Source organism: Amycolatopsis alba DSM 44262, assembly GCF_000384215.1.
Taxonomy (GTDB): Bacteria; Actinomycetota; Actinomycetes; order Mycobacteriales; family Pseudonocardiaceae; genus Amycolatopsis; species Amycolatopsis alba.
This window is the reverse complement of sequence record NZ_KB913032.1, coordinates 1020287-1043991: the sequence shown is the minus strand read 5'-3', so window position 1 is coordinate 1043991 and position 23705 is coordinate 1020287. Positions and strand designations below refer to the sequence as shown.

At 65.7% G+C, this 23705-nt stretch carries 13 protein-coding genes; 10 read left to right on the top strand and 3 right to left on the bottom strand.

The genetic code is table 11. From position 1 onward, the window contains the following. Nucleotides 1–17: 17 nt before the first annotated feature. The 3 genes from AMYAL_RS0104640 to AMYAL_RS45670 all read left to right on the top strand — a co-directional run bounded on the left by AMYAL_RS0104640 (nucleotide 18) and on the right by AMYAL_RS45670 (nucleotide 5235). On the top strand, nucleotides 18–4121 hold the full coding sequence (locus tag AMYAL_RS0104640) for a SpoIIE family protein phosphatase (RefSeq protein WP_026466748.1): 4104 nt from the start codon (nucleotides 18–20) through the stop codon (nucleotides 4119–4121). Beyond that, nucleotides 4121–4411, top strand: coding sequence for an STAS domain-containing protein (locus tag AMYAL_RS0104635; RefSeq protein ID WP_020630143.1), 291 nt, complete (start codon nucleotides 4121–4123; stop codon nucleotides 4409–4411). The genes AMYAL_RS0104640 and AMYAL_RS0104635 overlap by 1 nt, the downstream gene beginning before the upstream one ends. A 272-nt stretch (nucleotides 4412–4683) precedes the next feature. After that, nucleotides 4684–5235: an SRPBCC family protein gene (locus AMYAL_RS45670; RefSeq protein ID WP_280632823.1), complete on the top strand. Its 552-nt coding sequence runs from the start codon at nucleotides 4684–4686 to the stop codon at nucleotides 5233–5235. A gap of 435 nt (nucleotides 5236–5670) precedes the next feature. Here the strand turns inward: AMYAL_RS45670 and AMYAL_RS0104625 are convergent, their stop codons facing one another. Continuing rightward, nucleotides 5671–7383, bottom strand: a complete 1713-nt coding sequence (locus AMYAL_RS0104625; protein WP_026466747.1) for a hypothetical protein — start codon at nucleotides 7381–7383, stop codon at nucleotides 5671–5673. Nucleotides 7384–8000: 617 nt separating this feature from the next. Between AMYAL_RS0104625 and AMYAL_RS0104620 the strand changes: the two genes are divergently transcribed. The 3 genes from AMYAL_RS0104620 (at nucleotide 8001) to AMYAL_RS45665 (ending at nucleotide 15085) form a co-directional block, all read left to right on the top strand. Then, entirely contained in the window at nucleotides 8001–13868 is a 5868-nt protein-coding gene (locus tag AMYAL_RS0104620; RefSeq protein WP_020630140.1) for a PA14 domain-containing protein, read from the top strand. Then, complete coding sequence (locus tag AMYAL_RS50135) at nucleotides 13868–14659, top strand: HEAT repeat domain-containing protein (RefSeq protein WP_209447228.1); 792 nt, start codon at nucleotides 13868–13870, stop codon at nucleotides 14657–14659. The genes AMYAL_RS0104620 and AMYAL_RS50135 overlap by 1 nt, the downstream gene beginning before the upstream one ends. Nucleotides 14660–14785: 126 nt before the next feature. Beyond that, a complete protein-coding gene (locus AMYAL_RS45665; protein ID WP_020630137.1) occupies nucleotides 14786–15085 on the top strand; it encodes a hypothetical protein in 300 nt (99 codons plus the stop codon). A 245-nt stretch (nucleotides 15086–15330) separates the two neighbouring features. On the opposite strand, the gene AMYAL_RS0104600 is transcribed toward AMYAL_RS45665, so the two are convergent. Beyond that, nucleotides 15331–15906, bottom strand: a complete 576-nt coding sequence (locus tag AMYAL_RS0104600; RefSeq protein ID WP_020630136.1) for an SMI1/KNR4 family protein — start codon at nucleotides 15904–15906, stop codon at nucleotides 15331–15333. Nucleotides 15907–17093: 1187 nt separating this feature from the next. Between AMYAL_RS0104600 and AMYAL_RS0104595 the strand changes: the two genes are divergently transcribed. From AMYAL_RS0104595 to AMYAL_RS0104580, 4 genes are all read left to right on the top strand, one after another. Beyond that, on the top strand, nucleotides 17094–17321 hold the full coding sequence (locus AMYAL_RS0104595; RefSeq protein WP_143267623.1) for a hypothetical protein: 228 nt from the start codon (nucleotides 17094–17096) through the stop codon (nucleotides 17319–17321). 849 nt (nucleotides 17322–18170) lie between these two features. Then, complete coding sequence (locus AMYAL_RS0104590) at nucleotides 18171–18416, top strand: DUF397 domain-containing protein (protein WP_020630134.1); 246 nt, start codon at nucleotides 18171–18173, stop codon at nucleotides 18414–18416. 196 nt (nucleotides 18417–18612) lie between these two features. Continuing rightward, entirely contained in the window at nucleotides 18613–19440 is an 828-nt protein-coding gene (locus tag AMYAL_RS45660; RefSeq protein WP_020630133.1) for a helix-turn-helix domain-containing protein, read from the top strand. Between the two features lie 56 nt (nucleotides 19441–19496). Further along, on the top strand, nucleotides 19497–20378 hold the full coding sequence (locus AMYAL_RS0104580; RefSeq protein ID WP_020630132.1) for an SAM-dependent methyltransferase: 882 nt from the start codon (nucleotides 19497–19499) through the stop codon (nucleotides 20376–20378). Nucleotides 20379–20446: 68 nt separating this feature from the next. Here AMYAL_RS0104580 and AMYAL_RS45655 read toward each other — a convergent pair whose 3' ends face one another. Continuing rightward, entirely contained in the window at nucleotides 20447–22990 is a 2544-nt protein-coding gene (locus tag AMYAL_RS45655; RefSeq protein WP_020630131.1) for a tetratricopeptide repeat protein, read from the bottom strand. Nucleotides 22991–23705: the final 715 nt, after the last annotated feature.

Sequence of the window (23705 nt, the reverse complement as noted above, 5' to 3'; positions counted from 1 at the left end):
CGCGGTGGAGGTTGCGAGTGCCTGCTGGGTATTCCGGGAGCGGCCGGATCGATGTGTTCGCGGCGGATGGCGAGGTGGGGCGTGATCTGGCCGCGGTGGACTGGACGGCCACCCCGCTCGGGCCGCCCGACAGGTGGCCGCTGAGCTTGCGGACGGCTGTCGGCATCCTGCTGTCGTCGCGGTTCTCGATGTGGATGGCGTGGGGGCCGGAACTCACCTTCTTCTGCAACTCCGCCTATCGGCACAACACACTGGGACGGAAGTACCCCTGGGCTCTCGGCCGCCCGGCGAACGAGGTGTGGGCGGAGATCTGGGACGACATCGGTCCGCGCATCGAAACCGTGCTGTCCACAGGCAAGGCGACGTGGGACGAAGGGCTGCTGCTGTTCGTCGAGCGCTCCGGCTATCCGGAGGAGAGCTATCACACGTTCTCCTACAGTCCGCTGCAGGACGACAGCGGCCGGGTGGTCGGCATGTTGTGCGTGGTGAGCGAGGAGACCGATCGGATCATCGGCGAGCGCCGGATGGCGACGCTGCGCGACCTCGGCTCGGACCCCAGCGTGATCACCACCGAAGCCCAGGTGCTCGCCTTCACCGTCGGCCAGCTCGGCCGGAACACCCGTGACCTCCCCTTCACCCTCACCTACCTGTTCGAGGATGACGGCACGGTGCGGCGGGTGGCTTCCACCGGACTCGCGGAGGACGTCACCGTGCCCTGGCCGGAGTGGCCGCTGAAGCAGATGTCGGAGGGCGGGGCGGTGCTGATCGATCTCCACGAAGAGACGACGGCCGGGCTTCCCGCCGGGGAGTGGCCCGCGCCTCCCACCCAGGCACTGGTCATTCCGCTGAGGCAGCAGGGAGGCGTGCCCCAAGGGTTCCTGGTGGCCGGGCTGAACCGGTATCGCGATCTCGACGACGGCTACCGCGGCTTCATCGAACTGGTGGCGACGCATATCGCCGCGGGGATCACCAGCGCCCGCAGCTACCAGGCGCAGCAGCGGCGCGCGGAGGAACTCGCGGAACTGGACAGGGCGAAAACGGTCTTCTTCTCGAACATCAGCCACGAGTTCCGCACACCGCTCACCTTGATCATGGGGCCGGTGCAGGGACTGCTCTCGGCCACGTCCGATCTGGACGACGCCGCGCGCGCGGATCTGGAAGTCGTCCACCGCAACGGATCGCGGCTGAGCAAGCTGGTCAACACGCTGCTGGACTTCTCGCGGATCGAAGCGGGACGTATGCAGGCCAGCTTCGCACCGGTGGATCTCGCGGCCGTGACCGCGGAACTGGCCAGTGTGTTCCAGTCGGCCGTCGAGCGGGCCGGTCTGTGCTTCACCGTCGAGTGCCCGGCTCTGGACGAGCCGGTGTATCTGGACCTCGACCTGTGGGAGAAGGTCGTCTTCAATCTCTTGAGCAACGCGGTGAAGTTCACCTTCGAAGGTGCCATCACGGTCACCGTCGCCCAGGACGCGACCGCGGCGACCGTCGTCGTGGCCGACACCGGGGTCGGGGTGCCCGCTCGGGAAATGCCGCACCTGTTCGAGCGGTTCCATCGAATCGAGAACACCCGTGCCCGCTCCCACGAGGGAAGCGGGATCGGTCTCGCGCTGGTGCGGGAGCTCGTAGAGCTGCACGGTGGCGCGATCGCCGCCGACAGCACCGAAGGGGTGGGCACGAAGTTCACCGTCCGGCTCCCTTTCGGCCCCGCTCACCTGCCCGCCGGCTCACTGGCCGCGTCCGGCGACCGTTCGCCTTCCGCCGCCGCCGCGGAACCGTACGTTCTGGAGGCAGGGCGCTGGTCCGCCGATATCCCGGAGGTCTCCGGAACCGCCGATACCCCGGCGCGGCGCCCGGCGGCTTCCGCCAGGGTCGTGATCGCCGACGACAACGCGGACATGCGCGAATACCTGACGCGGCTCCTCACCGGGGCGGGGTACGTGGTCGAGGCCGTCGCGGACGGCGGTGAAGCGATCGACGCCGTTCGCGCCAGACCGCCGGACCTCGTCATCAGTGACGTGATGATGCCGGGGCTCGATGGCCTCGGCCTGGTCGAGAGGTTGCGCGGCGAACCGAGCACCGCCGTGGTGCCCGTCTTGCTGCTCTCCGCGCGGGCCGGCCAGGAAGCCTCCATCGAGGGGTTGCGAGCCGGGGCCGACGACTATCTCGTCAAGCCGTTCGCCTCGGCCGAGCTGCTGGCCCGCGTCCGGGCGAACGTCGAACTCGCCCGGTTGCGTGCGCGTTCCGCACGGTGGCGTGCCGCGCTGATCGACTCGGTGCAGGAAGCCTTCTTCGTGTGTGACGAACACGGAGCGGTCGTCGAGACCAACAGCGCGTTCACTGACATTCTCGGGTACGGCCCGGATGGCCTGCCGTACCAGCCGGTCCACCCCTGGTGGCCGGACGCGGACGCCGATCCCGACTCGTACCGGCTCGTCGCCGACGCTTTCGACACCGTGCTGCGCGATCGGCGGGGCAGCTACACCATTCCTGTCGCCCACCGCGACGGGCACCGGCTGTGGGTCACCGCCAGCTTCAACCGGGTCGAAGACCCCGACAGCGGAAGACGCGTCACGGTCGGCACGTTCCGCGATGTGACCGCGGAGCACTACGCGGTACAGCGCCAGAGCGCCCTCTCCGGCCTGAACCAGCAACTCGCCCAGGCGGACTCGGTCGAGGAAGCGCTGCTCGCCGCTATGGACGAGCTCCGCCGGGTCTGGAAGGCACGCCGAATGCTGGCCGTCTTCTTTCCCGCCCACGCCCGCGACGCAGCACCGGTGATCACCGGCGAGGCGATCGTCTGGGAGGACCTGGCGGCTCGTTCCCGGCACGCCATCGCCGCTTTGCGCGACTCCGATCCGCTGAGTCTCGCGGCGGGGGAGCCCGGCACGGTGGGGATTTCGCTTCAGCACCCCGCCGGTGCATTGGTCCTGTGGCTCGAACTGGCCGAATCACGGCCGATCACTGCCGAAGACGAGACTTTGCTGACGGTGCTGGCCGGACGGCTGGGCCAAGGCCTGACCAGGGTGCATCAAATCGATCAGCAGCGGGAAGTGGCGCTGGCGCTCCAGCACGCGATCCTCGGTCCGCACCGGCTGCCCGAGGGCTTCGCCGCCCGGTATCAGCCGGCGAACAGTCCGTTGCAGGTCGGCGGCGACTGGTACGACGTCGTGGAGCTCGAGGACGGGCGGATAGCGCTGGCCGTCGGCGACTGCGTGGGGCACGGTCTCGCCGCGGCCACGGTGATGGGGCAGCTGCGCAGCGCCTGCCGTGCCTTGCTGATGGAGAACCCCAGCCCGGCGGAGGCCTTGATCGGATTGGACCGTTTCGCCGCCCGTCTGCCCGGCGCCGCCTGCACCACCGTGTTCTGCGCGGTGCTCTCCCCGGACACCGGCGAACTGAGCTACGCCGCCGCCGGGCATCCGCCGCCGGTACTGGTCGACGCGGACGGAACCGCTCGGCTGCTCGAAGGCGGCCGATCGATCCCGCTGGGTGTCCGGCCGGGCAGGCCGCGTCCCGAGGCACGCGTTGTCATCCCTCCACGGGCCACGCTGCTGCTGTACACCGACGGTCTCGTCGAACGGCGTCGCCGCTCGCTCAGCGACGGCATCGACCTCGCCACCGCTTTGGTCGCGGCGAACGGCGACTCCACCCTCGAGGGCCTGGCCGGACTGCTCATGTCCGAGCTGGCCCCGCCCAATGGATATGAGGACGATGTGGCGTTGCTGACCTACCGCGGTCCAGGCCCGTTCGACATCAGCTTTCCCGCCCACGTGGGCGAACTGGCGTTCGTGCGCCGAGCGTTGCGCGACTGGCTCCAGCGCTGCGGGCTCGACGTCGAACTGCTCCAGAACATCCTCGTCGCGGCGGGCGAGGCCACCGCCAACGCCGTCGAGCACGGCCACCGCGACGACCCCGACGGTCTCGTCCAGCTCCAAGCGACCGCCTCGGCCGACAGCGTGAACCTGAGCATCCGGGACACCGGCTCGTGGAAACCGCCCAGCCCGGACGTGGATTCCGATCGCGGGCGAGGCCTGATCCTCATGCGTGCCTTCATGGACGAAGTCACCGTCGAACAAGGAAATGCCGGAACCACCGTCCGTCTGAAGGCGAGGTTTTCCTGATGGGTGCTCAGCTCACTCTCACCGCGGACAGCCGTGAAAACGGCGTCACCCTCTTGGCCGCCTCCGGCGAGATCGACCTCAGCAACGTCGACGCCTTCGAGAGCGCGCTCACCGATGCGACGCGGAGCGGCACGGCCATCGTCGACCTGCGCGGCGTGGAATACCTCGACAGCGGCGGCATCCACGCGCTGTTCACCCATGCCGACCGGATCCGCATCCGCACCAGCCCGCTGCTGATGCCCGTCCTCACCGTCAGCGGTCTGGCCGAACTCGTCGACGTCGAGCAGTGATCGACTCTTGCTCTCACCGAGCCGGTCCAGCAGACGGATCCGGCCTCGATCGAGACCGAACCGAGGGGTGCCCGGCGACACGGTGACCGGCGCCGCGGCGCGCGGCGAGCCGGACGTCTTCCACGCCCGGCAGCGAGGTCCAGTGACCTCGCTGCCAGGGAGCGTCCGGACTCACCGATCACGTGGTGCGCACGGATTCGGACCCGTGCAAGGGATTCGGCCACGATCTGCTGACCGGCGGCACCGTCTCGTCCGGGACATACCGGCGCGTCGTGGGGTTTCGCGTTGGGGACGCCGGGTATGCGGGGGTCAGGACCGATTACCGTCACACTGCCACCATCGAGATGTCCGCCGACGATTTGTTCGCCTATCTGCGAGAGCCGCGAAACCTGCCGCGCTATTTTCCGCAGATGACCCAAGCGGAGCCTGGGGGCGGCGACGCTGTCCATGTCGAAGCCGAGGTCCACGGCGAACACGTGGAGGGCGAGGCGTGGCTGAAGGTCGACGAGGACAACCGCTCGCTGCGCTGGGGCGCTCAGGGCCCGCACGACTACCAGGGAGAGCTGTCGATCGAAGAGGCGGGCCCTGCCACGTCCAGCCTCACGGTGACCCTGCACAGCGTCCGCGACGCCGACGACGGAGAGGTCCAGCGTGGCCTCGAAGGGACCGTGGCGGCGCTCGCGCACACCGCGACGTCCTCGACGACCACATCCCGCTGCAGGCGTTCACGACCGTCAACTGGGCCACCATCGCGCTCACCGCCGGCACCGTCGCCGCGCTCACCACGACCCCCGCCGGGGGATTACCGCTTGAGGCGACCCTGAGGACGATCCGCGCCTTGAACGCGCAAGCGCTCACCGAACATACGCAGCCCAAGAACGGGTACGGGCGCCAGCAGTTTGACCTGTACCAGCACTCCAGCCGTCTTACCGCACATGACATCGCTAGGCTAGTCGGCACGCGCGCCTGGCCACGGACCCGCAGATGATCATGCCTGTGGCCTTCTCGATCACAGGCTGGGAAGGCCATCGCGGCGATGAGCTGAGTCAATTCCGGCCTGCGGACTCGTGCCGACACCCCAGCACCCCTGTCCACCCTGGACATCTACTCGTGGAGGATGGCGCGAACGGCGAGAACCGGGAGCTCGCCCCGCGGTAGTCCTCCACGCCGCGATCATCTAGACCAAGACATTGTCAGACATGCCGGCGGAGTGGCGTGGGTAGTCGCCGAAGCGTTCGTGGGGTACGCAAATGCTGAGGCTATCCGATTTCAGTCTCTGCCTGCGGGACGCGATAGAACCGTCCTTGGTGTGTGACGATTACGGAGCCGATGGTTGTGTTGGGTGGCGCGACTGCGTGCCAGGTGGTGCCTTCTGGTGGGGGGTTCTTCGTTTTCGCCGTGGTGCTGGGGAGACCGGTGATGCCTCCTCCGATAACGATGTCGTTCTGGTCGACGAGGAGGACGCAGTCGGGCCGTGTTCCGTTGATGGCGGCCCAGCCGGTGATGAGCGTGTCGCCGGTTAAGGGAGTGCTTGTTTCGCCGCGGGTGTCGCCGGTTTGCGTCGCGCGGGGGAGCAGGGGCAATGTCGGTACCGGCAGTCGGGTCCCCAGCTCGGGGCCACCGCAGCCGAGGGTGAAGGCGTCGTTGAACGGGTACGCACCGAGTGCGCGGGCTGCGGGCGCAGCGGCACGCTGGATGTGCAGGGCGTCGAGGACGGCGGGAGCGTCGACGCGGAGCGCGATGGCTGCGAGGTTCAATGGGGCGTAGTCGTGGCGAACGCGATTCGCTTTCGCGCCACCGATGGCATGGGTGGTCAGCGCCACGGCAACGACGATGGCCACAAGGCTTCGTTGAGACCATTGTGGACGGTTCAGGGCGAGCAATACGAGCAGGGCGCTGGTGGCGAGTGCACCGATGACGACGTACCGGCTGATGAGTCCCACGTTGCCGCCTGGGACTTGGTCGGTCGTCCGCCCCATTGCCAGCATCGCCGCGAGCATGGTGGCGTAGGCGGCAAGAGCGACCCAACCGGCGTTCACAGCCGAAGGGCGGGCATGCGTGACCCGGTCGTGCACGGGGCCGGCGGCGACAAGTGCCAATGCGCCGAGGGTGATCCCGCCGGCGATTATCGCGACGGTGGCGACTTCCGCTGACCACAGGCCGCCCAGCGCCGCGGCCGCGACGGCCATCCGGCCGTCAGGGTCGAACGCCGAACTCGCCAGGGACTGGGGGCTGGATGGTCGGGTCAGGAACCAGGCTGTGACGACGACGATCCCGGCCCCGGCCGGAACCATGACGCGAGAGCGCGGGTCCTTGCGCAACCAGGCGATCAAAGCCAGGACGAACCAGATCGGCAACGCTGCTCCGAAGCTGAGGCAGCCGAAGACAGCTGCGAGGCAGGCCGTCCACGTCCGCCCGTGGTGTGCGCAGGCGATCGCGAGAACGCAGAAGAAGACGGCAGGCACCCAGCTGATTCCGTTGGTGCCCTGCAGCCACAGTTCCGTGGCATGCGAGGTCAGTAGGAGCCACGAGAAACCCGCAGTGAGGGCGGCTTTCGTCACCGCGGGCATCGACTTCGGGAGCATCGATCCCAACAGCGCGACGATCCCGGCTGTCAGCAGCACCGCGAGCACGGTCAGGATCCGATTGTCGCCGCCGAACCATGCCGTGTCCGCCCAGAACAGCAGTGACGGCAGCACGAAAGGCTGATCGAGGTGGTAGGTGAAGATCTGTCTCAGGAGCAGGTCGCCGTTGTCGTCGGTGATCTTCGCCAGTACGTGCCAATAGTCGAGCAGGACGTGCGTTTTCGGTGCTCGTACGGCGGTGAGCAGAGCCAGCACGAACGGGACGCCCGCGAAGAGCCCCATCGAGATCAGGGCAGCCCGCGTCCTCAGGAGGCGCGGCGCTCCGGAAGCGGTCTCGCGCGGTGGGGCGTTCGGGGTGGTGGGGCGTGCGGGGGCGTAGTTGTTCACGGATCTCCTGCCGGGGGTGAGGCGAGCACGCCGTTCAGTCGCATGTCACCTAGGTGGACGCTCATCCGGCGGTCGGGTATCGCGAACTGTGTCTTTACGGCATCCATGGGCACTTTGGCAATGGTGAGGTTCACCTCAACAGGTGGTGTAACGACGGTGCATGGTTTCGGCGATCAACGGCTCGGCTGGGCAAAACCGGCTATTCGGTCGGTAATGCGGTTCGGGGAGATTCCTCGCACAAGCGGCCGTCTCCTCGGAGCGGCGTTCACGCGCCCGCGACGGGGATCGGGGTGACGGGAAAACCGTTACGAGGGAGGGGACCGCTGGTGTTCAGATCGCGTCATGCCGTTGAGAGAACCCGGTGGGTCAGGAGCTTGACCCTGGCCCTGATCGCCACACTGGTCGTCAGCAGCGCACAGGCGGTATCCACGCCGCCGAGAGCAGAAGCTGCTCGTGCTCCGATCGACCCTCGCGACGTCCCCGTTCTGACCTCTCCGACCCCGCAAACTGCGCCGCCTGCGGCTCCCTCATCAGCGGATTTCAGTGCCAGTAACCGGCTTGATCGTGGTTCGGGCAGTCATTTCGATGCGCAGCGGTCGAAGCCGGTGTCGCGGTCGATGTTCGTCACCGAGTACGAGAACCCTGACGGCACCAGGTCGGTGCGGCAGTCGAACGAGCCGCTGAACGTGCAGGACGCGGCCGGGAACTGGCGGCCGGTCCAGACCACTCTGTCGACCGATCCCGCGACGAAGCGGGCCGAGGCGGATCAGCATCCGCTGAGCCCGTCGCTGGCGACGAAGGCCGACGACGCCGCCGTGCTGCAGGTCGAGTCCGGCGGGCACATCGCGAGCCTCGCGATGGACAAGGCCGCCGGCTCGACCGCCGCGGTGAAGGGTGATTCCGTCACGTATCCGGAGGTCGCGGCGGGGACGGACCTGGAGTACGAGGTCACGCCGGGCGCGGTCAAAGAGACCATCAAGCTCAAGCGCCTGCCCGCCGATGGGCGGTCGTCGTGGAAGTTCAAACTCAACACCGGCGGCCTGACCCCGAAACTGGAGAACGGCACCGTCGTCCTCGCCGACCAGGCGGGTGCGGCGAAGATCGTGATGCCGCCGATCGAGACCTGGGACTCCGCGGGCAACGGCGACACCGCGCCCGCGATGACCGGCGGCACCTACTCCCTCGAGCAGGCCGGGGCCGACTGGTGGCTCACCGTCGCCGTCGACGCGAACTGGCTGCGCGACCCGAAACGCATCTTCCCGGTCTATGTGGACCCCACCTTCACCTACGGGGTCAAAGAGTCCCACTCGTACCGGTCCGATGGCACGAACTGTGACGCCTGCGGCCTGCGGATCGGTAACAGCCAGGCCAAGGGCGACACCTACAACCGCAGCGTCTTCAACGTGGACTACACGCCGCTGTTCGGCAAGACCGTCGTCGGCGCCCGCATGGACCTGACCCGCAACACCAGCGTCGTCGGCTCCCTGAAGACCTGGAACGCGAACCTGCACCACGCGTCCGCGTTCAACTTCAACGGCGTCGGCGGCTACATGACCAGCGCGCTTGTCGGCGACGTCGGCAGTTTCGTCGGCGAGGGGCTGACCGGGTTCATCCGCGACCGGGTCAACGCTCGTGACGGCTCCGTGTTCTTCATGCTGATCGGCGCCGAGAACGCCGGAACCTGGACCTACAAGAACCTCAACGCCACCCTGACCGTCGACACCGGCTCACCGGCCCCGGCGACCACGCTCGTCGCACCGGCTGATGGCACTGTGTCGACGTCGCTCACGCCGACCTTGTCGGTGAAGCCGGTGACCGACCCGGACGGCGACGCGGTCAAGTACTGCTTCCGGATCGCGACCGGCGCCGACGCCAAGTCCGGGGTCGTGGTCGAGTCCGGATGCCTCCCGACCCCGACCTGGACCGTTCCGGCGGGGATTCTGCAGGACGGCGTCGCCTACACCTGGCAGGCGATGACCTTCAGCGGCGGCACCACGATCACACCGACCTGGATCGGTCACCTCAAGGTCGACCAGCGCATCGGTGACCACGGCCCTTCCCCGGTCGACACCGCGGGACCGTTCTCGGTCAACCTCGCCAACGGCAACCTCAGCACGTCCCAGGAATCGCCGACGTTCACCACCGTCGCCGGTACCGCGGGAGTCACCTTCGCGTACAACTCGCAGCAAGCCGACAGCCGAGGGCTCAAGGCGTCCTACTTCGCGGACCTCTCCCACAACGGTCTGATCAGTGACGCCCAGCAGCCGACGCTCGTCCGCACCGAACCCCAGGTCAACGTCGACTGGCGCACGGACTCCCCGTTCGCGCCCGCCTTGGCCGCGGATTGGTTCGTCACGCGCTGGGAAGGCTTCTTCGAAGCACCGAAGACCGGCACCTATCAGTTCGCCGGCGTGCACGACGACGGCGCGGTCGTCTGGATCAACAACGCCAAGGTCTACGACGTCGGCGTCCCCAGTGACGTGAACTGGACCCAGTCCACCAACGTCACGCTCACCGCCGGTCAGCGAGTGCCCATCAAGGTCGAGAACGCCGAGGCGACCGGCGCTGCCCGGATGACCCTCTTCGTCCGCACGACCGACAACACGACGGTCTCTCCGCAGATCGTCCCTGCCGAGTGGCTGTACACCAACGATCTCCCGGCGCTGCCCCGCGGCTGGTCGCTGTCGGCCGACCTGACCGGTGCCGGAGCCAGTTACACCGAAGCCAAGGTCACCGACCAGAACATCGTCCTGACCGACGCCACCGGTGCGAAGCACACCTGGACCAAGAAGAGCACCGGCGGCTACACCGCGCCCGAGAACGAGGATGGGATCCTGGCCCTGGACACCGCCGGGCGGGTCACCCTGACCGAGGCCGGCACCGTGTTCGTCTTCGGATCGACCGGCAAGCTCGAGAGCCAGTCCACTGTTCTCGACGGCCGCAAGCCCGCCATCTTGCAGTACGTCTACGACGGAACCCCGTCGCGGCTGCGTGAGATCAAGGACCCCGTATCCCAGCGTTCCCAGATCCTGCACTACGCGCGGGCCGGGAACGACTGCTACAGCGGGAGCACCCCTCCTGCCGGGGCTGACGCGACCGCCTCCGCGCAGATGCTGTGCCGCGTGAGCTACTGGGACGGCACCGAAACCCGCCTGTGGTACTCCCAGGGCCGCCTGGCCCGGATCGAGGACCCCGGTTCGGAGAACAACGACTACACCTACAACACCGACGGCCTGCTGACGGGACACCGCTCGCCGCTTGTCGTCGACTGGCTCGCCGCCAACCCCGGCAACCAGCCTGCGGACGACCGCAGCGAGATCACCTACGAACAGGTCGCCGGAAAACCGCGAGTAACCAAGATCGTCAGCCCGGCCCCGATGCCGAACCAGGCCCGCCCGGAACGGGGCTACCTGTACGACCCAGCGGCCAGAACGACCAAGGCCACCGTCGCCGGGCTGACCCCGGCCGCCGGGTTCTTCAGCAAGGTCACCTATGACGACGCCGACCGGATGCTGTCGAGCACCGACGCCACCGGCAAAGTCACCAGCCAGACCTGGAACTCCCGCGACCTCCAGCTGACAAGCACCGATCCGGCAGGACGGGTGTCCGCCACGGTCTACGACCATGCGGACCGCCCGACAGACAAGTACGGCCCGGCACCGGCATCGTGCTTTACGGGACAGACGCCCACCGCAGCATGCGCGAGCACCGTGCCCAACACGCGCACCGGGTATGACGAGAACCTGCGCGGACTGGGTGCCGCGTTCTATGACAACCTGTCGCTCACGGGCGCGCCCAAGGCATACGCCACCGGGATCGGTGATTCGACGGGCGCTCTCAAGAGCTCGTGGGAGTACGGCACCGCAGTAACCCCGGGCCTCACGACCGACGTCTTCTCCCTCCGCCTCACCGGCGAGATCGTGTTCCCCGCGGCCGGTGACTACCGGCTGCGGGCCTACGTCGACGACGGCATCCGCATGTGGATCGACGACCAGCTGGTCATGGACTACTGGCAGATCAGCAACCCCGCCTGGCGGGAGGCGACAGTCCGCAGCGACTCGCCGGGACAAGTCAAGAAGATCCGGATCGATTACTACGACAACGGCGGCTACGCCAAGCTCGACCTGAACTGGACCACCCCCACAGGTGTCCAGGAACTGGTCCCCGGCAGCCAGCTCAGGCCGCGCTACGGACTCACGACCTCGACCACGAACAGCGAGTCCCATGGTGTCCCTGACAAGGTCACCACGACCCACTACGGCCAGAACGGTCTTGACCCCATCTTCGGCCTGGCGACCAGCACCACCACCGGAACTGGCGCGACCCAGCTCACCGAGGGCACCAGCTACGAAACACACGGGACGGGCTATCTCCGGCAAACCGCGAAGAGCATGCCCTCTGGTGCCGTCGCGTCCACGACGACCAACTACGGCGACACCGAGACCCGAGCCAACCCTTGCGTCCCTGGCAGCCCTGCGGTGAATCAGGGCGGTCTGCCGAAATCCATCACGTCCGCGGCACCGGCAACCGGCACGCCGCGTGTCATCGAGGACGTCTATGACCCCTCGGGGCGTGTCGTCGCCAAGTCGGTCGCCGGCGACTGGATCTGCACGACCTACGACGCCCGTGACCGCGTCATCGCTGTGACATCACCCCACAACTCCGCGGCCGCCGCCCGCACGGTCACCACGACCTACGCGGCAGGCGGCGATCCGCTCACCACCACGGTCGCGGACAACCTCGGCACCATCACCACCCAGACCGACCGGCTCGGCCGGACCGTCGCCTACACCGACGTCCACGGAACCCGCACCAGCACCACCTACGACCTCGCAGGCAGGGTCGGCCAGCAGACGGTGACACCACCCAACCCCGCCGACGCCCCGCAGACCACGGCCTACACCTACGACGACGCGGGACGCCTCCTGACGGTCAAGTTGGGCACCGCCACCCTGGCCACCGCGACCTACGACAGCGCAGGGGAGGCGGCGACCGTCGCCTATGCCAATGGTGCCAGCCTGACCGGAATCGGAGCAGACCCAGCCGGAAAGACCAGCGCGCTGACCTGGAAAACCAGCGACAACCGCACCATCACATCCGAAGTAACCCGGACACGGGCAGGCACCGTCGTCGACGAGACACACAGCGGCAGCGATGCTCGGCCCGACGGACCGAATTACCAGTACGACAGCGCCGGCCGGCTCGTGGAAGCCTACGTCCCCGGCCACCACTACACCTACGACTTCATCTCACCCTCCGCGGCCTGCCCCGCCGGCACGCAAACCAACGCCGGACTCAACACCAACCGCGTCCGCCTGCTCGACCAGACTGCTACAGGCACCGCCGAAACCGGCTACTGCTACGACGCGGCGGACCGGCTCCTCGTCACCACCGGGGCCAACGCCACCACCGGGATCAAATACGACTCCCACGGAAACACCGTCGAATTCACCACCGGAGCCTCCACCACCTACCTCGGCTGGGACAGCACCGAACGCCACCTCACCGCCCGCACCGTCGGCCCCGATGCCGCAGACGTCGCCTACGTGCGCGACGCCACCGACCGCATCACCAGACGCTCCGCGTCCCAGGGCGATGCCGTAACCGACGTACTTCTGTCCCACACGGCCGAGGGCGACAGCGCCGACCTGACGCTCAGCCCCGACAAGCGGCTGCTCACACAAAGCATCAGCCTGCCCGGAGGTGTCCTCTACACCGTCCGCCACGGCGCCGAACACCCGACAGCGACCTGGGACCTGCCCGACGTTCGCGGGAACATCGCCGCCACCTGCGACGACACGGGCAAACAGGTCGGCGACTCACGCACCTACACTCCCTTCGGAGAGCCGCTCGACACCACCGGCAGCGTCAACACCGACGCCGTCCCCGACAACCAGCCAGGGCAAATGGACTACGGCTGGCTCGGACGCCACCAACGCGGCTACGAACACGCCGGCGCACTGTCCATCGTCCAGATGGGCGCACGGCCCTACAGTCCGCTGCTCGGCCGGTTCCTCTCCGCCGACCCGGTCGACGGCGGATCCGCCAACGACTACGACTACGTCTACGGCGACCCCGTCAACGAGACCGACCTGACCGGGCAGTGCGTGCCGCGCGGACCGCGATCGATGATCCGCTGCTTCGGCGGCATCGGCAGGGGCTTCCTGAACGACATGAAACGAGCCGGACACTGGATCAACTCCAAAGCCATCCCGTGGGTGCAACGCACCGCCTGGCCGTGGGTCAAACGCACCAGCAAAAGCCTGATGGTCCGATGGGCTGTCGGCATGGCCCGCGGCCTTCAATACGTGGGCAACGGCTACCAGGCGACCCGAGCAAGGTCGATCCTCTTCTACCGCGTATTCTCCTGGCGATGCCTTCAGAAGGCCAACGCATTCGCCAATGCCTGGGGCAATCTAGGGAACAAATGGATTAAATACCTCGGCTATGGTGTGGGCTGTCTGTACGGGATGAGGTTCGGTTAGTGACGGATGCATTCGGCAACGAGCCACTGAGCGCCGATGCGGCGGCGATCTTCGCCGAGCTCCGCCGCGATCCGGTCGACTCCGAGTACGTCCGCGGCCTGGTTGCCTCGGACAGTCTCACTCTCGATATAAGTCTCGTCGCGGTCATCCGGGCCGCGGCGAGACACCACGAGACCGCGGCGTTGGCGAGTAGAGTCCTCGTCGAACGCAACCCCCACCGAGATCCAGAATTCCTTCCCGACTTCATCCGCCCCGTCACTCTGGCGCGAGCCAGAGGGGCGAAATGGGTCGCACTTTTCACCGAGTTCTTTTTAGGAGAGCCACCTCCCACTGCCCGTCAATTCGGCTACTCGCGTCTGCGGAGTGTGGACGCGCTCGGTGACTACACGCGGATGGCCAAGCATCGCTTCGCCTCTCTTCGCCTCGGCGCGATGCTCGGCCTGGCCGATATGGCCGATCTGATGGCACTCGATCCCGTGGCGGGCGGGCTCACCGACCGTTCTCCTCGGGTCCGCGAAGCCGCGGCAGACGCAGTACGCCGCCTCCGTCACGCAGGGTCGGCTGACGACGTCCTCGCTCATCCAGTACATCCGCTGCTCGTCAAGGCACTGGGAGACAGGCAGGCAAAAGTACGCGTCGCGGCCGCACGTGCACTCGGCTCCCTGGGCGACCACAACTCTCTGCGAGAGCACAGCCACTCCCTACGAGGAGAACAGGCCGAACTTGATCAGATCCTCAACAATCAAATTCCGCCACTCGACAAGATCTGGCAACTCGACGACACGACGTGACGCGCGGTGCGGCCGATCGAGCCCGGCGTCAGCTACCGGAGGTCACGGATCGTCGGCTAAAGCCGTCACCGAGTAGTACGCCGTGGTGTTGCCGGCGACGGCGTCGACTGGCATCGCTGCGTCAGGGTGCGTGTCTGGGGTGGCGGCAAGAACGGCCGTGCGCTGGAGGCCGATCTGCTCTCGAAGGCCATGAGCGTGGGCTGGACCCCGGCCGCGACCGATGGTTCGTACCCGGAGCCTGCCGACGTCCGGTTCCTGATCGAGCGCGCGCTCGCCCTCGGCTGGGATCCTGGAGCGCTCGGCGGCACTTTCCGGCTCACCGAAGAGTATGGGGTGGAGCTGCCGGGCTTCCTGCTCACTGACCGTGTCCGCGACCCGAGCGCGCGGGACCCTTCCGCATGGGTGATCCAGGCGAACGACCGGTAAGACGAACTGATCTCCGACACCGGACCGATCCGGGCGAAGAGCCGGCTAGGTATGGCCACGCGCGGCGCACCCGTCCTCCGGTCGGTGCATGTGGTCGGCAGATGTCGACGTCGTCAGGGGCCACGATGTGCCATGAACACGCGTCACAGTCGCGGTGCTCGACACGATCTGGGGGATGGGGTGACGCTGCGGTGCCTTGACGGCCAGGTCCGGTGGTCTCGGTTTCCGGACTAGGCGGTCGTGCGTCACGTCGCCGGGTAGTAGATCATCCGGTCTCCGACGAAACCGGTGAAGTCCACCGGTTTCCCGGCCATGTCCCAGCCAAGGATGTTGTCCTCGCCGGTGCTTGTCAGGATCTCGTGGATGACCTTGGACATCGGCCCAGGGTGTTCGTGCCAGTCGTCCCGGTCGTTGTAGGCGATCCGCCAAGTGTTCGGGTCGGCCGAATCGGTGATCCACCAGAACGTGCCACCCGCGTCGTGGCGCCCCCACGGGTACAGCCCACCGGGCTCGGGGAAAAGGCGATAAGACACGCCTTTGAGGTAGCCGGTGTACTCGTCGGCGAAGATCTCCAAGAGTTGATCGTTGTGCCGTTTGGTGTCCGCGAGTGCATCGGCACTTTGTGCCGGGTTGCCGACCTCGATGCTGTCCCGGTAAGCCCCTGACGGGAAGCGGGTCAGCAAATCCTTGAAGTCGTCGGGCAACGGAGTACCCAACTCACGCTCAAGAGTTTCCCCGTCCACCTCGGGCCGGAAGTCCCCAGGCTGCCAGCCGACGAGGCGGGCCACCTCGTCGACATAGGACTGTCGTGCGTCTGTCATGCGTTACTCCTGGCCGAGGTCAGGCAGTCCTGAAAGAGTCACATCGTTCCCTTCACAGCGTTCCCGGTGGACACGTCGTGGATGCTAGCGAAGCAGTTCGCGCCGTCCGGGGATCGCCTCAATGAAGATCCATCCCGGCGTGGCGGTTGTGTCGCTGGGGTGCTCCACGTGGACACCTCGTAGATGACCGAAACATCTCCGGTCGGGTGCCGGTTGGGGATGTCGCCGACGGCGTTCTGGACCTTCTCCATGCTCATCGAGCCCCAGCGCCGGGCGGCGACCAGATGACTCTCGTGAACCGGAATGGGCCCAGGGGCACTTGATCTTCCGGTGTCCCACGGGAGGGCAGTAACGCCCACACCTTGGCTGAGGCAGGGCGTCGACAGCCCCAGCGCCTGGCAGCATGGCTACTCGAACCAAGTCACTGGTGACAGTTGTCGGGACATCACGCCGCCTGCCGGCAGTGCCTCCGATGGCTCCGCCATACCTTGGAATATTCACGGTTCTCCTCGCATGTACACACTGCGCACTCCTGCACCTAGTCTGCATGGGTAGATGCACGTGCAGAATCACTCTCGTGCGTGCTCGCCCGTCAATCCCTGATCGCGGCAGCAAGTGCCATCGAGACCCGTTCGAGTTGTCTATACCGTGAAGCTGGAGGCCTGATCGCAACTAAGAGTAACTTTCGAATCCACGTTCACTCGAACGATTTGTGAACCGTGTTCATGTCTGGAAATCTGCATTCAGTGCGGTCATCGCGCACCTTATGCGCATGGCGCAAAACCTCTTCTGCAAATGATCTTTCTCCCGTGTGCATCAGAAGATCAGGGGGTGCCATCATGTCGCCAGAGGCAGCTCGGGCTGCCTCTGGTGACGATTCGCTTCCTCATATACAGAACGGCGCGACCCCCTCGCACAAGGGAGTCGCGCCTGTGTTGCCAGCCCAACAGCTAGTGAACGAAGGAATTGACAACATGCCGATGTTAGAGGCTGTCCCACCGTCTAAGCCAGGCGAGAGGGACGGCGACCCGGCTCGGCCGCTGAAGACCACCCGACCGGGCCCGGATCCGACGCGGGTCACGATCATCTTCACCGATGACGTTCCGGCGTTTTGCCGACAGTTGCCCATCGTGGCACCCCCAGGGCCACGACGGGCGCGGGGCGCGCATCGTCGACCGGTGCCCTCGGTGATCGAGCTGATCGGGGACATCGTGGACAGTTCGGCCAGAACGTTGCGGGCATTGCTGCTGGCCAGTGTTTTACTCACGCTCCTGCTCGCCGGCGCCGTCCTGAGCGCGCGAAGTGTCCTCGCCGGCATCGGCGCGGTGCCTACCGCGATCGTCAGCGTTTTGCTGGCTGTTGCGCTGGGCCGCCGACGCGACGGCCGAACCCCGGAGACGGACCAGAAGCGTTGACCAGGTGAAGGCTGGGGCCGGTTCTGCACCTATATGCCGCCACGGAACCGGCCCTGCCTCAGCTCAGCACGGCCCCGTCGGCAGTTTACCGCGTTGCGGAGGACTACCTGCGCATTCGGAAACGCGGAGCCAATCGTGCCATGGGAGCAGCCGCACTGCCTGACCGGCGCACGGATACTCGCCCTGCCTCGTGCTGTTTGACAATCAGCATGGTCTGCTCAGTCGAGCAGATGGGATCAAGTCCGATACCCAACCCTTCCTGAGTCGGAACTCGGCGAGCAGCGCGCCGGGATATCCCGACCTCGTCGACGAGCAGCTCGACGCCGTCGCCGGCCCGGCATCGATGAACCACCGTTGCGCGCACGTCAATGTCCTGCGCCTCCGCGCATGCTCCCAGGTGCCGTGTCATGCCGGGAAGTTGGATACCGGCCTTGAGTAGCAACGGCCGGACCGTGTCCGGCCGGCGCTGCACCTCCCGGCGAGCAGCGGGATGGACACCTCGCCTTGCCGGAACCGCACAGCGAGCTGAGATGCTACGTGTTTCCGGCGCCGGCCACGCAACGGACGGATCCCGCCAGTCATGGGCCCGGCCAGGCAATCGCGGGCCACGGTATCGGCAGATTCGGGACAGAGCCGCATTCCCGGCCTGTGTTCGACGAACAGATGGTTAGCACCGCAAAGGATGGGATGACTGCGCTCGTCTGTTGGTGCGAGCATCTGCCCGATACACGAGCCATTCGGGTGAATATCCCGCCATGCAGCCCTCTATGCCCTTGCGCTTGGAATAGTCAAGTCCGACGCTGGGAACTAGAATAGTCCAACATTTCAAATGCTCTTGACGAGGGGGCAGTGATGAGGTTTTACGAAACTTGCGACGTCGACGGGGCCTTCGCTGATCAGGGGTGGCAGCGCCCACGTCTCTGCGGGCCCAACTCCGGCTCCTGCGTCGAGGTCAACTTGGGGAATCGAGGCTTGGTGGGCGTCCGCGACAGCAAGAACCCCGACTCCCCGGTCCTGGTCTTCGATGACGAGGAATGGCAGCGCTTCCTCGAAGCGGCCAACGCGGGGCAGTTCCAGCGCAACCACAGGGAGTAACCCGCAGCTGGTTCTCACGTGGTTTCCGCAGCCTCACACGGTTGATGACCTCGATTGACGTGCCACACTTAGGTGAACGAGGTCAAACCGTGTCCTACAATTGGGGAGTACTTCACCGCCGATTGGACGACACAATCTCGTGGCTCGTTTCGTTCCACCGCCCTCAGTCGCGACCCAACAGCGTGAACTCGGTCGCATGATCGCCGCCGCGAGGCGTGCGCGGGGACTGACCCAACAGGAGCTCGGCGACGCTATAGGCTACTCACAACCGAACGTCAGCAAGATCGAACGCGCCAGTCTGCAGATCCGGCCGGCGGAACTGAAAAAGATCATCGTCACACTCGAGGTCACCTCAGAGGACGCCGAGCGCATGCAGGCGCTCAACGAAGCTGCCGAGGCGAGGCGGGTGCGAGCAGAGTTTCGGCTCGCCGCCACGCCCGGCTGGTTCCGCGACATCCTTACCGCGGAAGGGGAGGCGAAGGCGATCTACAGCTGGACCGGCGAGCGGATCTCGGGGTTGCTGCAGTGCGAAAGCTACATGCTCGACCAGTTCCTGGCGAGCGGGCGAAGCGACGTGGACGACGCCGTCCACGAACGGCAGATCCGCACGAAACTGTTCGAACAGCACCCCGACCGCGACTACCACTTCATCATCAGCGAGAGCGCGGTCGATCGGCTCCGCAGAGCACGCAAGATCGGCGGGACGGCAGTAGCACTCGAACAACTCCGCCACATGATCGAGCTGGCCGAACGACACCCGTCGGTCACCATTCAGATCGTCCCGTTCGACGACGGGCCACTGTATGCCGAACTTGACTTCCATGTGCTCCAGTTCGACGACAGCGACCAGGACTTCGCCTACAACGAATCGATCAACGGCCTCACCACCCATGACAAGAAAGAAGTCCCCTACCACCTCGACGCCTGGCAGTCCATGCGCAACAGCGCCCTCAGTCCCAAGGAATCGATCGCCCTGCTCCGCCAGGCTGCGACCGGGTGCGCACGCCCACCGCACCCCACCTGATCTGAACAGCTACCCTGCGCATCTTCGACACCACGACCTGGAAGGAGACACGCCCCGTGTCCGAGCTCAATGAGGAAGAGTTCCCCCCGCCTGGTGTCGATCTCACACACCCGAGCCCGGCGCGAATCTACGATTACGCCCTCGGCGGCACCAGCAACTGGGAAATCGACCGGCAGTTCGCCGACAAGCTGATCGCCGACTATCCCATGGTCAAGTCCATCGCCCTCGCCAACCGCATGTTCCTGCACCGTGCCGTACGACACCTCGTCAAAGCCGGCATACGCCAATTCATCGACATCGGATCCGGCCTGCCCACCATGGGCCACACCCATGAGGTTGCCGATCGCCTTGCTCCCGGACAAGCTCGGGTCGTCTACGTCGACTACGAGCCCGTCGCCGTCGCCCACTCCCGCAGCATCCTGCGTGAACACGGTGACGAAAACCGGCACACTGCCATCCACGCTGACATGCGCGATACAGACCGGCTTTGGGACGCCATCGCCGACACCGGCATCCTCGATCTCGACCAACCCGTCGCGCTGCTGCTCATCGCCGTCCTGCATTTCCAGCAACCCCCAGCGCACCCCGACACCGACAGAGATGACATCGGTGCCAGCGTCGTCGCCCGCTACCGCGAACTCCTCCCCCCGAATTCCTACCTGGCTATCTCCCATGCCACCAACCACAACGTCCCTGCCACCCAAGTCAAACTGCTCGCCGACCTCAAAGCTCTCTACGACAACCTCAGCAGCCCCGCGATCTGGCGTACTCACCAAGAAGTCACCGACCTCTTCGGCAACTTCACCCTCCACCCGCCCGGCGTCACCTGGACCCCCCTCTGGCATCCCGAAGAATCCACCGGTCGTGACGTCACCATCCAATTCGACGATCCCAGCGAATCCGTCATCCTCGCCGGCATCGCACAAAAGGAAGCCTGACACCCCGGTACAGCCTCCCTTGGGCGGGACTGTTCCAAGATCGGTGTTTCCGGCGAGGCCGTGCGATGTCAGCCGAGTTCTGTCAGCGCGTTGCGGGCACGTTCTGCGAAAGGGTGGTGGAGGCGCTCAAAGATAGTGAGTGCGGCGAGCAGAGCTTCTTGCGCGGGCTGGTGGTTTCGCATGGCGCGGTGGGTGTCAGCGAGGTGGAGCAGAGTCGTCGCCTCGTAGTAGTGATCGCCGAGTCTGCGGAACAGGGCTAGCGATTCGTGGTAGTTGCTGACGGCTTTGTCGTGGCTGTCGAGGTGGTGGAAGGCGTAGCCCAAGCTGTCCAAACAGGTGGCTTCCGCATGATGGTCACCGACCTCTCTGCATAGAGCGAGGGCTAATTGGCAGCAGTGGACGGCTTGGTTGTAGTCACCGAGCTGACTGTGAGTTCGTCCCAGCCAGCTGAGCGTGTCAGCCTGTCCGCCGCGATGATCGATCTCGCGAAACAGCGCGATGGCCTCCAAGTAGTGATGTCGAGCATCGTGGTAGCTGCCTTCCCAGCTGTAACTCGTGGCGAGGACGTGGTGGCTGCGCGCTTGGCTGTATCGGTCGCCGATCTCACGGCAAGTATCAAGAGCGTGTTGGCCGTACTTGCGCGCTTCGGTGTAGTTGCCCAGACGTACATGTGCGTTGGCCAGGTGTCGCGCGGCGGTGGCATAGGCATGCCTGTCGTCCAGCTGATCGGCGGCACTCGCCGCGATGCTCTGTGTTGTGGCGTAGAGGTGATAAAGGCCTTGCCGTTGCAGAAAGACCGCGATCGCCCAAGGTAGTTGCCAGGCATGACCGTGCCAACCGTGGCTGTAGGCGTAGTCGATTGCAGCGATGAGTACATGGCGTTCGGCGTCGAACCACCGCCACGCGGAGCCGTAATCGGGAAAGGACAAGGCTCGCGCATCGGGGTTCGGGTCGGCGCCGGCGAGGCGTGGGCGGCTGGGGTCGATGCGCCGGTTGGCGGCGAGTGAGGTGTACAAGTAGTGGTCGAGAAATCTCTGTTCAGCAATGGTTCTGACCGGGTCAGGCTCACGTTCGGCTTGTTCGGCGGCGTAGAAGCGAAGCAGGTCATGGAAGCGGAACCGGTTCGGCGTGTGCTCTTCGATGAGATGCGCGTTGCGTAGTTCCCGTAGCAAGACCCTGGCCGGTCCTGGGGATAGACCGGCGATTGCGGCACATGCGTGGTGGTTGATGTCGGGCCCAGGGTGCAAGCCGAGCAGCCGGAACATGCGTGCGGAGTCCGATGGGAGCATGGTGTATGACCGTGAGAACACCACCCGTAGGTTGAGGTCCGTGTCACCGAGATCGAGGCTGTCCAAGCGGTCGCGCTCGCTGCGCAGCTCTTCGACCAGCTGACTCACGGAGAGTTTCGGATGAGGATTTGCTCGTGCGGCGGCGATGTTCAGGGCCAGCGGAAGCCGGGCGCACATGTTGACCAATTTCATCGTCATATCAGGCTCGGTATCAAGTCGATGGCGGCCAATGCGCTTGGCCAGCAGCGCGATCGCGTCGTGAGCGGGCAACAAGTCGAGCGTTACGCGATGGGCTCCTTCGGTCATCGTGAGTCCTTCCAGCCGGTTGCGGCTGGTGATGATCACAGCGCAGGTGGGGCTGCCCGGTAGCAATGGTCTGACCTGTTCACTGCCGCGGGCGTTGTCCAAGAGCACCAGAACACGTCGCCCCGCAAGCACGCTCCGATACAAGGCCGCTTGGGCATCGAGCTCGGCGGGAATGGCCTGGGCGTCGACACCCAGGGCGTGGAGGAAGCCGGCGAGGGCGTCACCTGGGTCGATCGGCGCCGCCAGGTCGAAGCCCCGGAGGTTGATGTGGAGCTGCCCGTCTGGGAAACGGCCTTTTGCTTTGTGGGCCCAGTGCAAGGCCAGCGCGGTCTTGCCGATACCGGCAGTGCCGTCGATGGCCGTGATGACGACAGTCCCTGACTCCTGACCAGCGATGTCAAGTGATGTGGTGAGCTGGGCGAGTTCGTGCTCCCGCCCCACAAAGTAAGGAGTATGTGCGGGAAGCTGCCTCGGAGCCGGAATCCGGCCGGTTTCCAGCGGCACCTCAGATGGAACAGACAAGGGCGAACGAGGAACGTCGGGCAGGCAGATCCAGCCAACAGTTTTCGTCTCCTTGATCTCTACCGTTGCCCGGTAGTACATGTCGCGGTTGTCGGCCCGGCTGTGCTGGACGACTTCGTCGAAGAACCATGACGAGGTGATGAACGCCAGTACGCCGACGGACCTCGCGAGTACGTCCTTAAGTGCAGGAGCGTCAAGCAGTCGGAACGCGAGGTTGACTGACTCGCCGGTTACGCCGTGATCGTCGTAGTGAACCTCTCCGGCATGCAGGGCGACCCGAAGTTTGATCTGTTCTTCCGCTACATGCGCCCGATTGTGCTCCAAGAGCGCTGCGGCGAGTTCGTCGGGAAAGACTTCGACGAGGACGCTCTTCGCCACGGTCGGTGGTATCGCGACGAGGACACCGTCTCCGCGATCTTCATGATCGCACTCGGTCCACGTCACGCCGACGTTGCCCAGTGCCTGCGGCAAAGCCCGGTAGAGGCCATCCCGCACTACAAGCCTGTGTGGATTGGTGCGGCGGCGGGCTCCGAACCCTTCCACATCTACGACAAGGATCGTTCGATGCACAGCTGGCCGCGGAGTTGTCATGGACCTCATACCCAGACACACGCTGGTGACCGTAGCTCCAGCATGCCAGCCTTAGGACTGACCAGCAAGGCGCTCTGGCTGACCGAGACCAGAGCGGATCCGGATGGAGCTGGCCGGGGAACTCGTTGGAGTCGTCGCGTCCTGCTCACGCTGGTTGCGGGGGCGTCGTGATCACGTAGCGGCGGCCGAGATCATCGCGAACCCCCTGCGATAGCGCCGTGTAACACCTGGACATTGCCTCTTCACGGTAGACCGAGTCTTACGCCTGCTGACCAACGATGTTGATCTGCCCGACTGGCAGTCAGCGAGCGGAGTTCTGAAGGAAGGGCACGTCAGACGCTTCAGCTTCGGGTAGCTGATGTCGCGGCGATAGTCGGTGGAGCCGTTGGCCGCCGTGGTGGCGCCACCGGAGGTCATCGTCAGTACTGAAGTGCGGTTCGTCCTTGTGGATGAGGCGAAAGTGCTACGAACGGCGGTCGGCTGCCGTCGCAGTGAATTGTTGTATTCCTCGACCGTGGGAATGTCAGCTCGGTTTGATAACGAAGCAGAGTTGCCTGAATTCGAGCGTACTGCGTAGCCTAGATTCGATTGTGGCGAACTGACCGCGAGGTTCCGGAGG

Bases quoted from the DNA above. Each gene is read 5' to 3' on its own strand.
- AMYAL_RS0104620 (WP_020630140.1), top strand. From the start codon at position 8,001: ATGTTCGTCACCGAGTACGAGAACCCTGACGGCACCAGGTCGGTGCGG.
- AMYAL_RS45660 (WP_020630133.1), top strand. From the start codon at position 18,613: ATGATCGCCGCCGCGAGGCGTGCGCGGGGACTGACCCAACAGGAGCTC.
- AMYAL_RS0104635 (WP_020630143.1), top strand. From the start codon at position 4,121: ATGGGTGCTCAGCTCACTCTCACCGCGGACAGCCGTGAAAACGGCGTC.
- AMYAL_RS0104600 (WP_020630136.1), bottom strand. From the start codon at position 15,906: ATGACAGACGCACGACAGTCCTATGTCGACGAGGTGGCCCGCCTCGTC.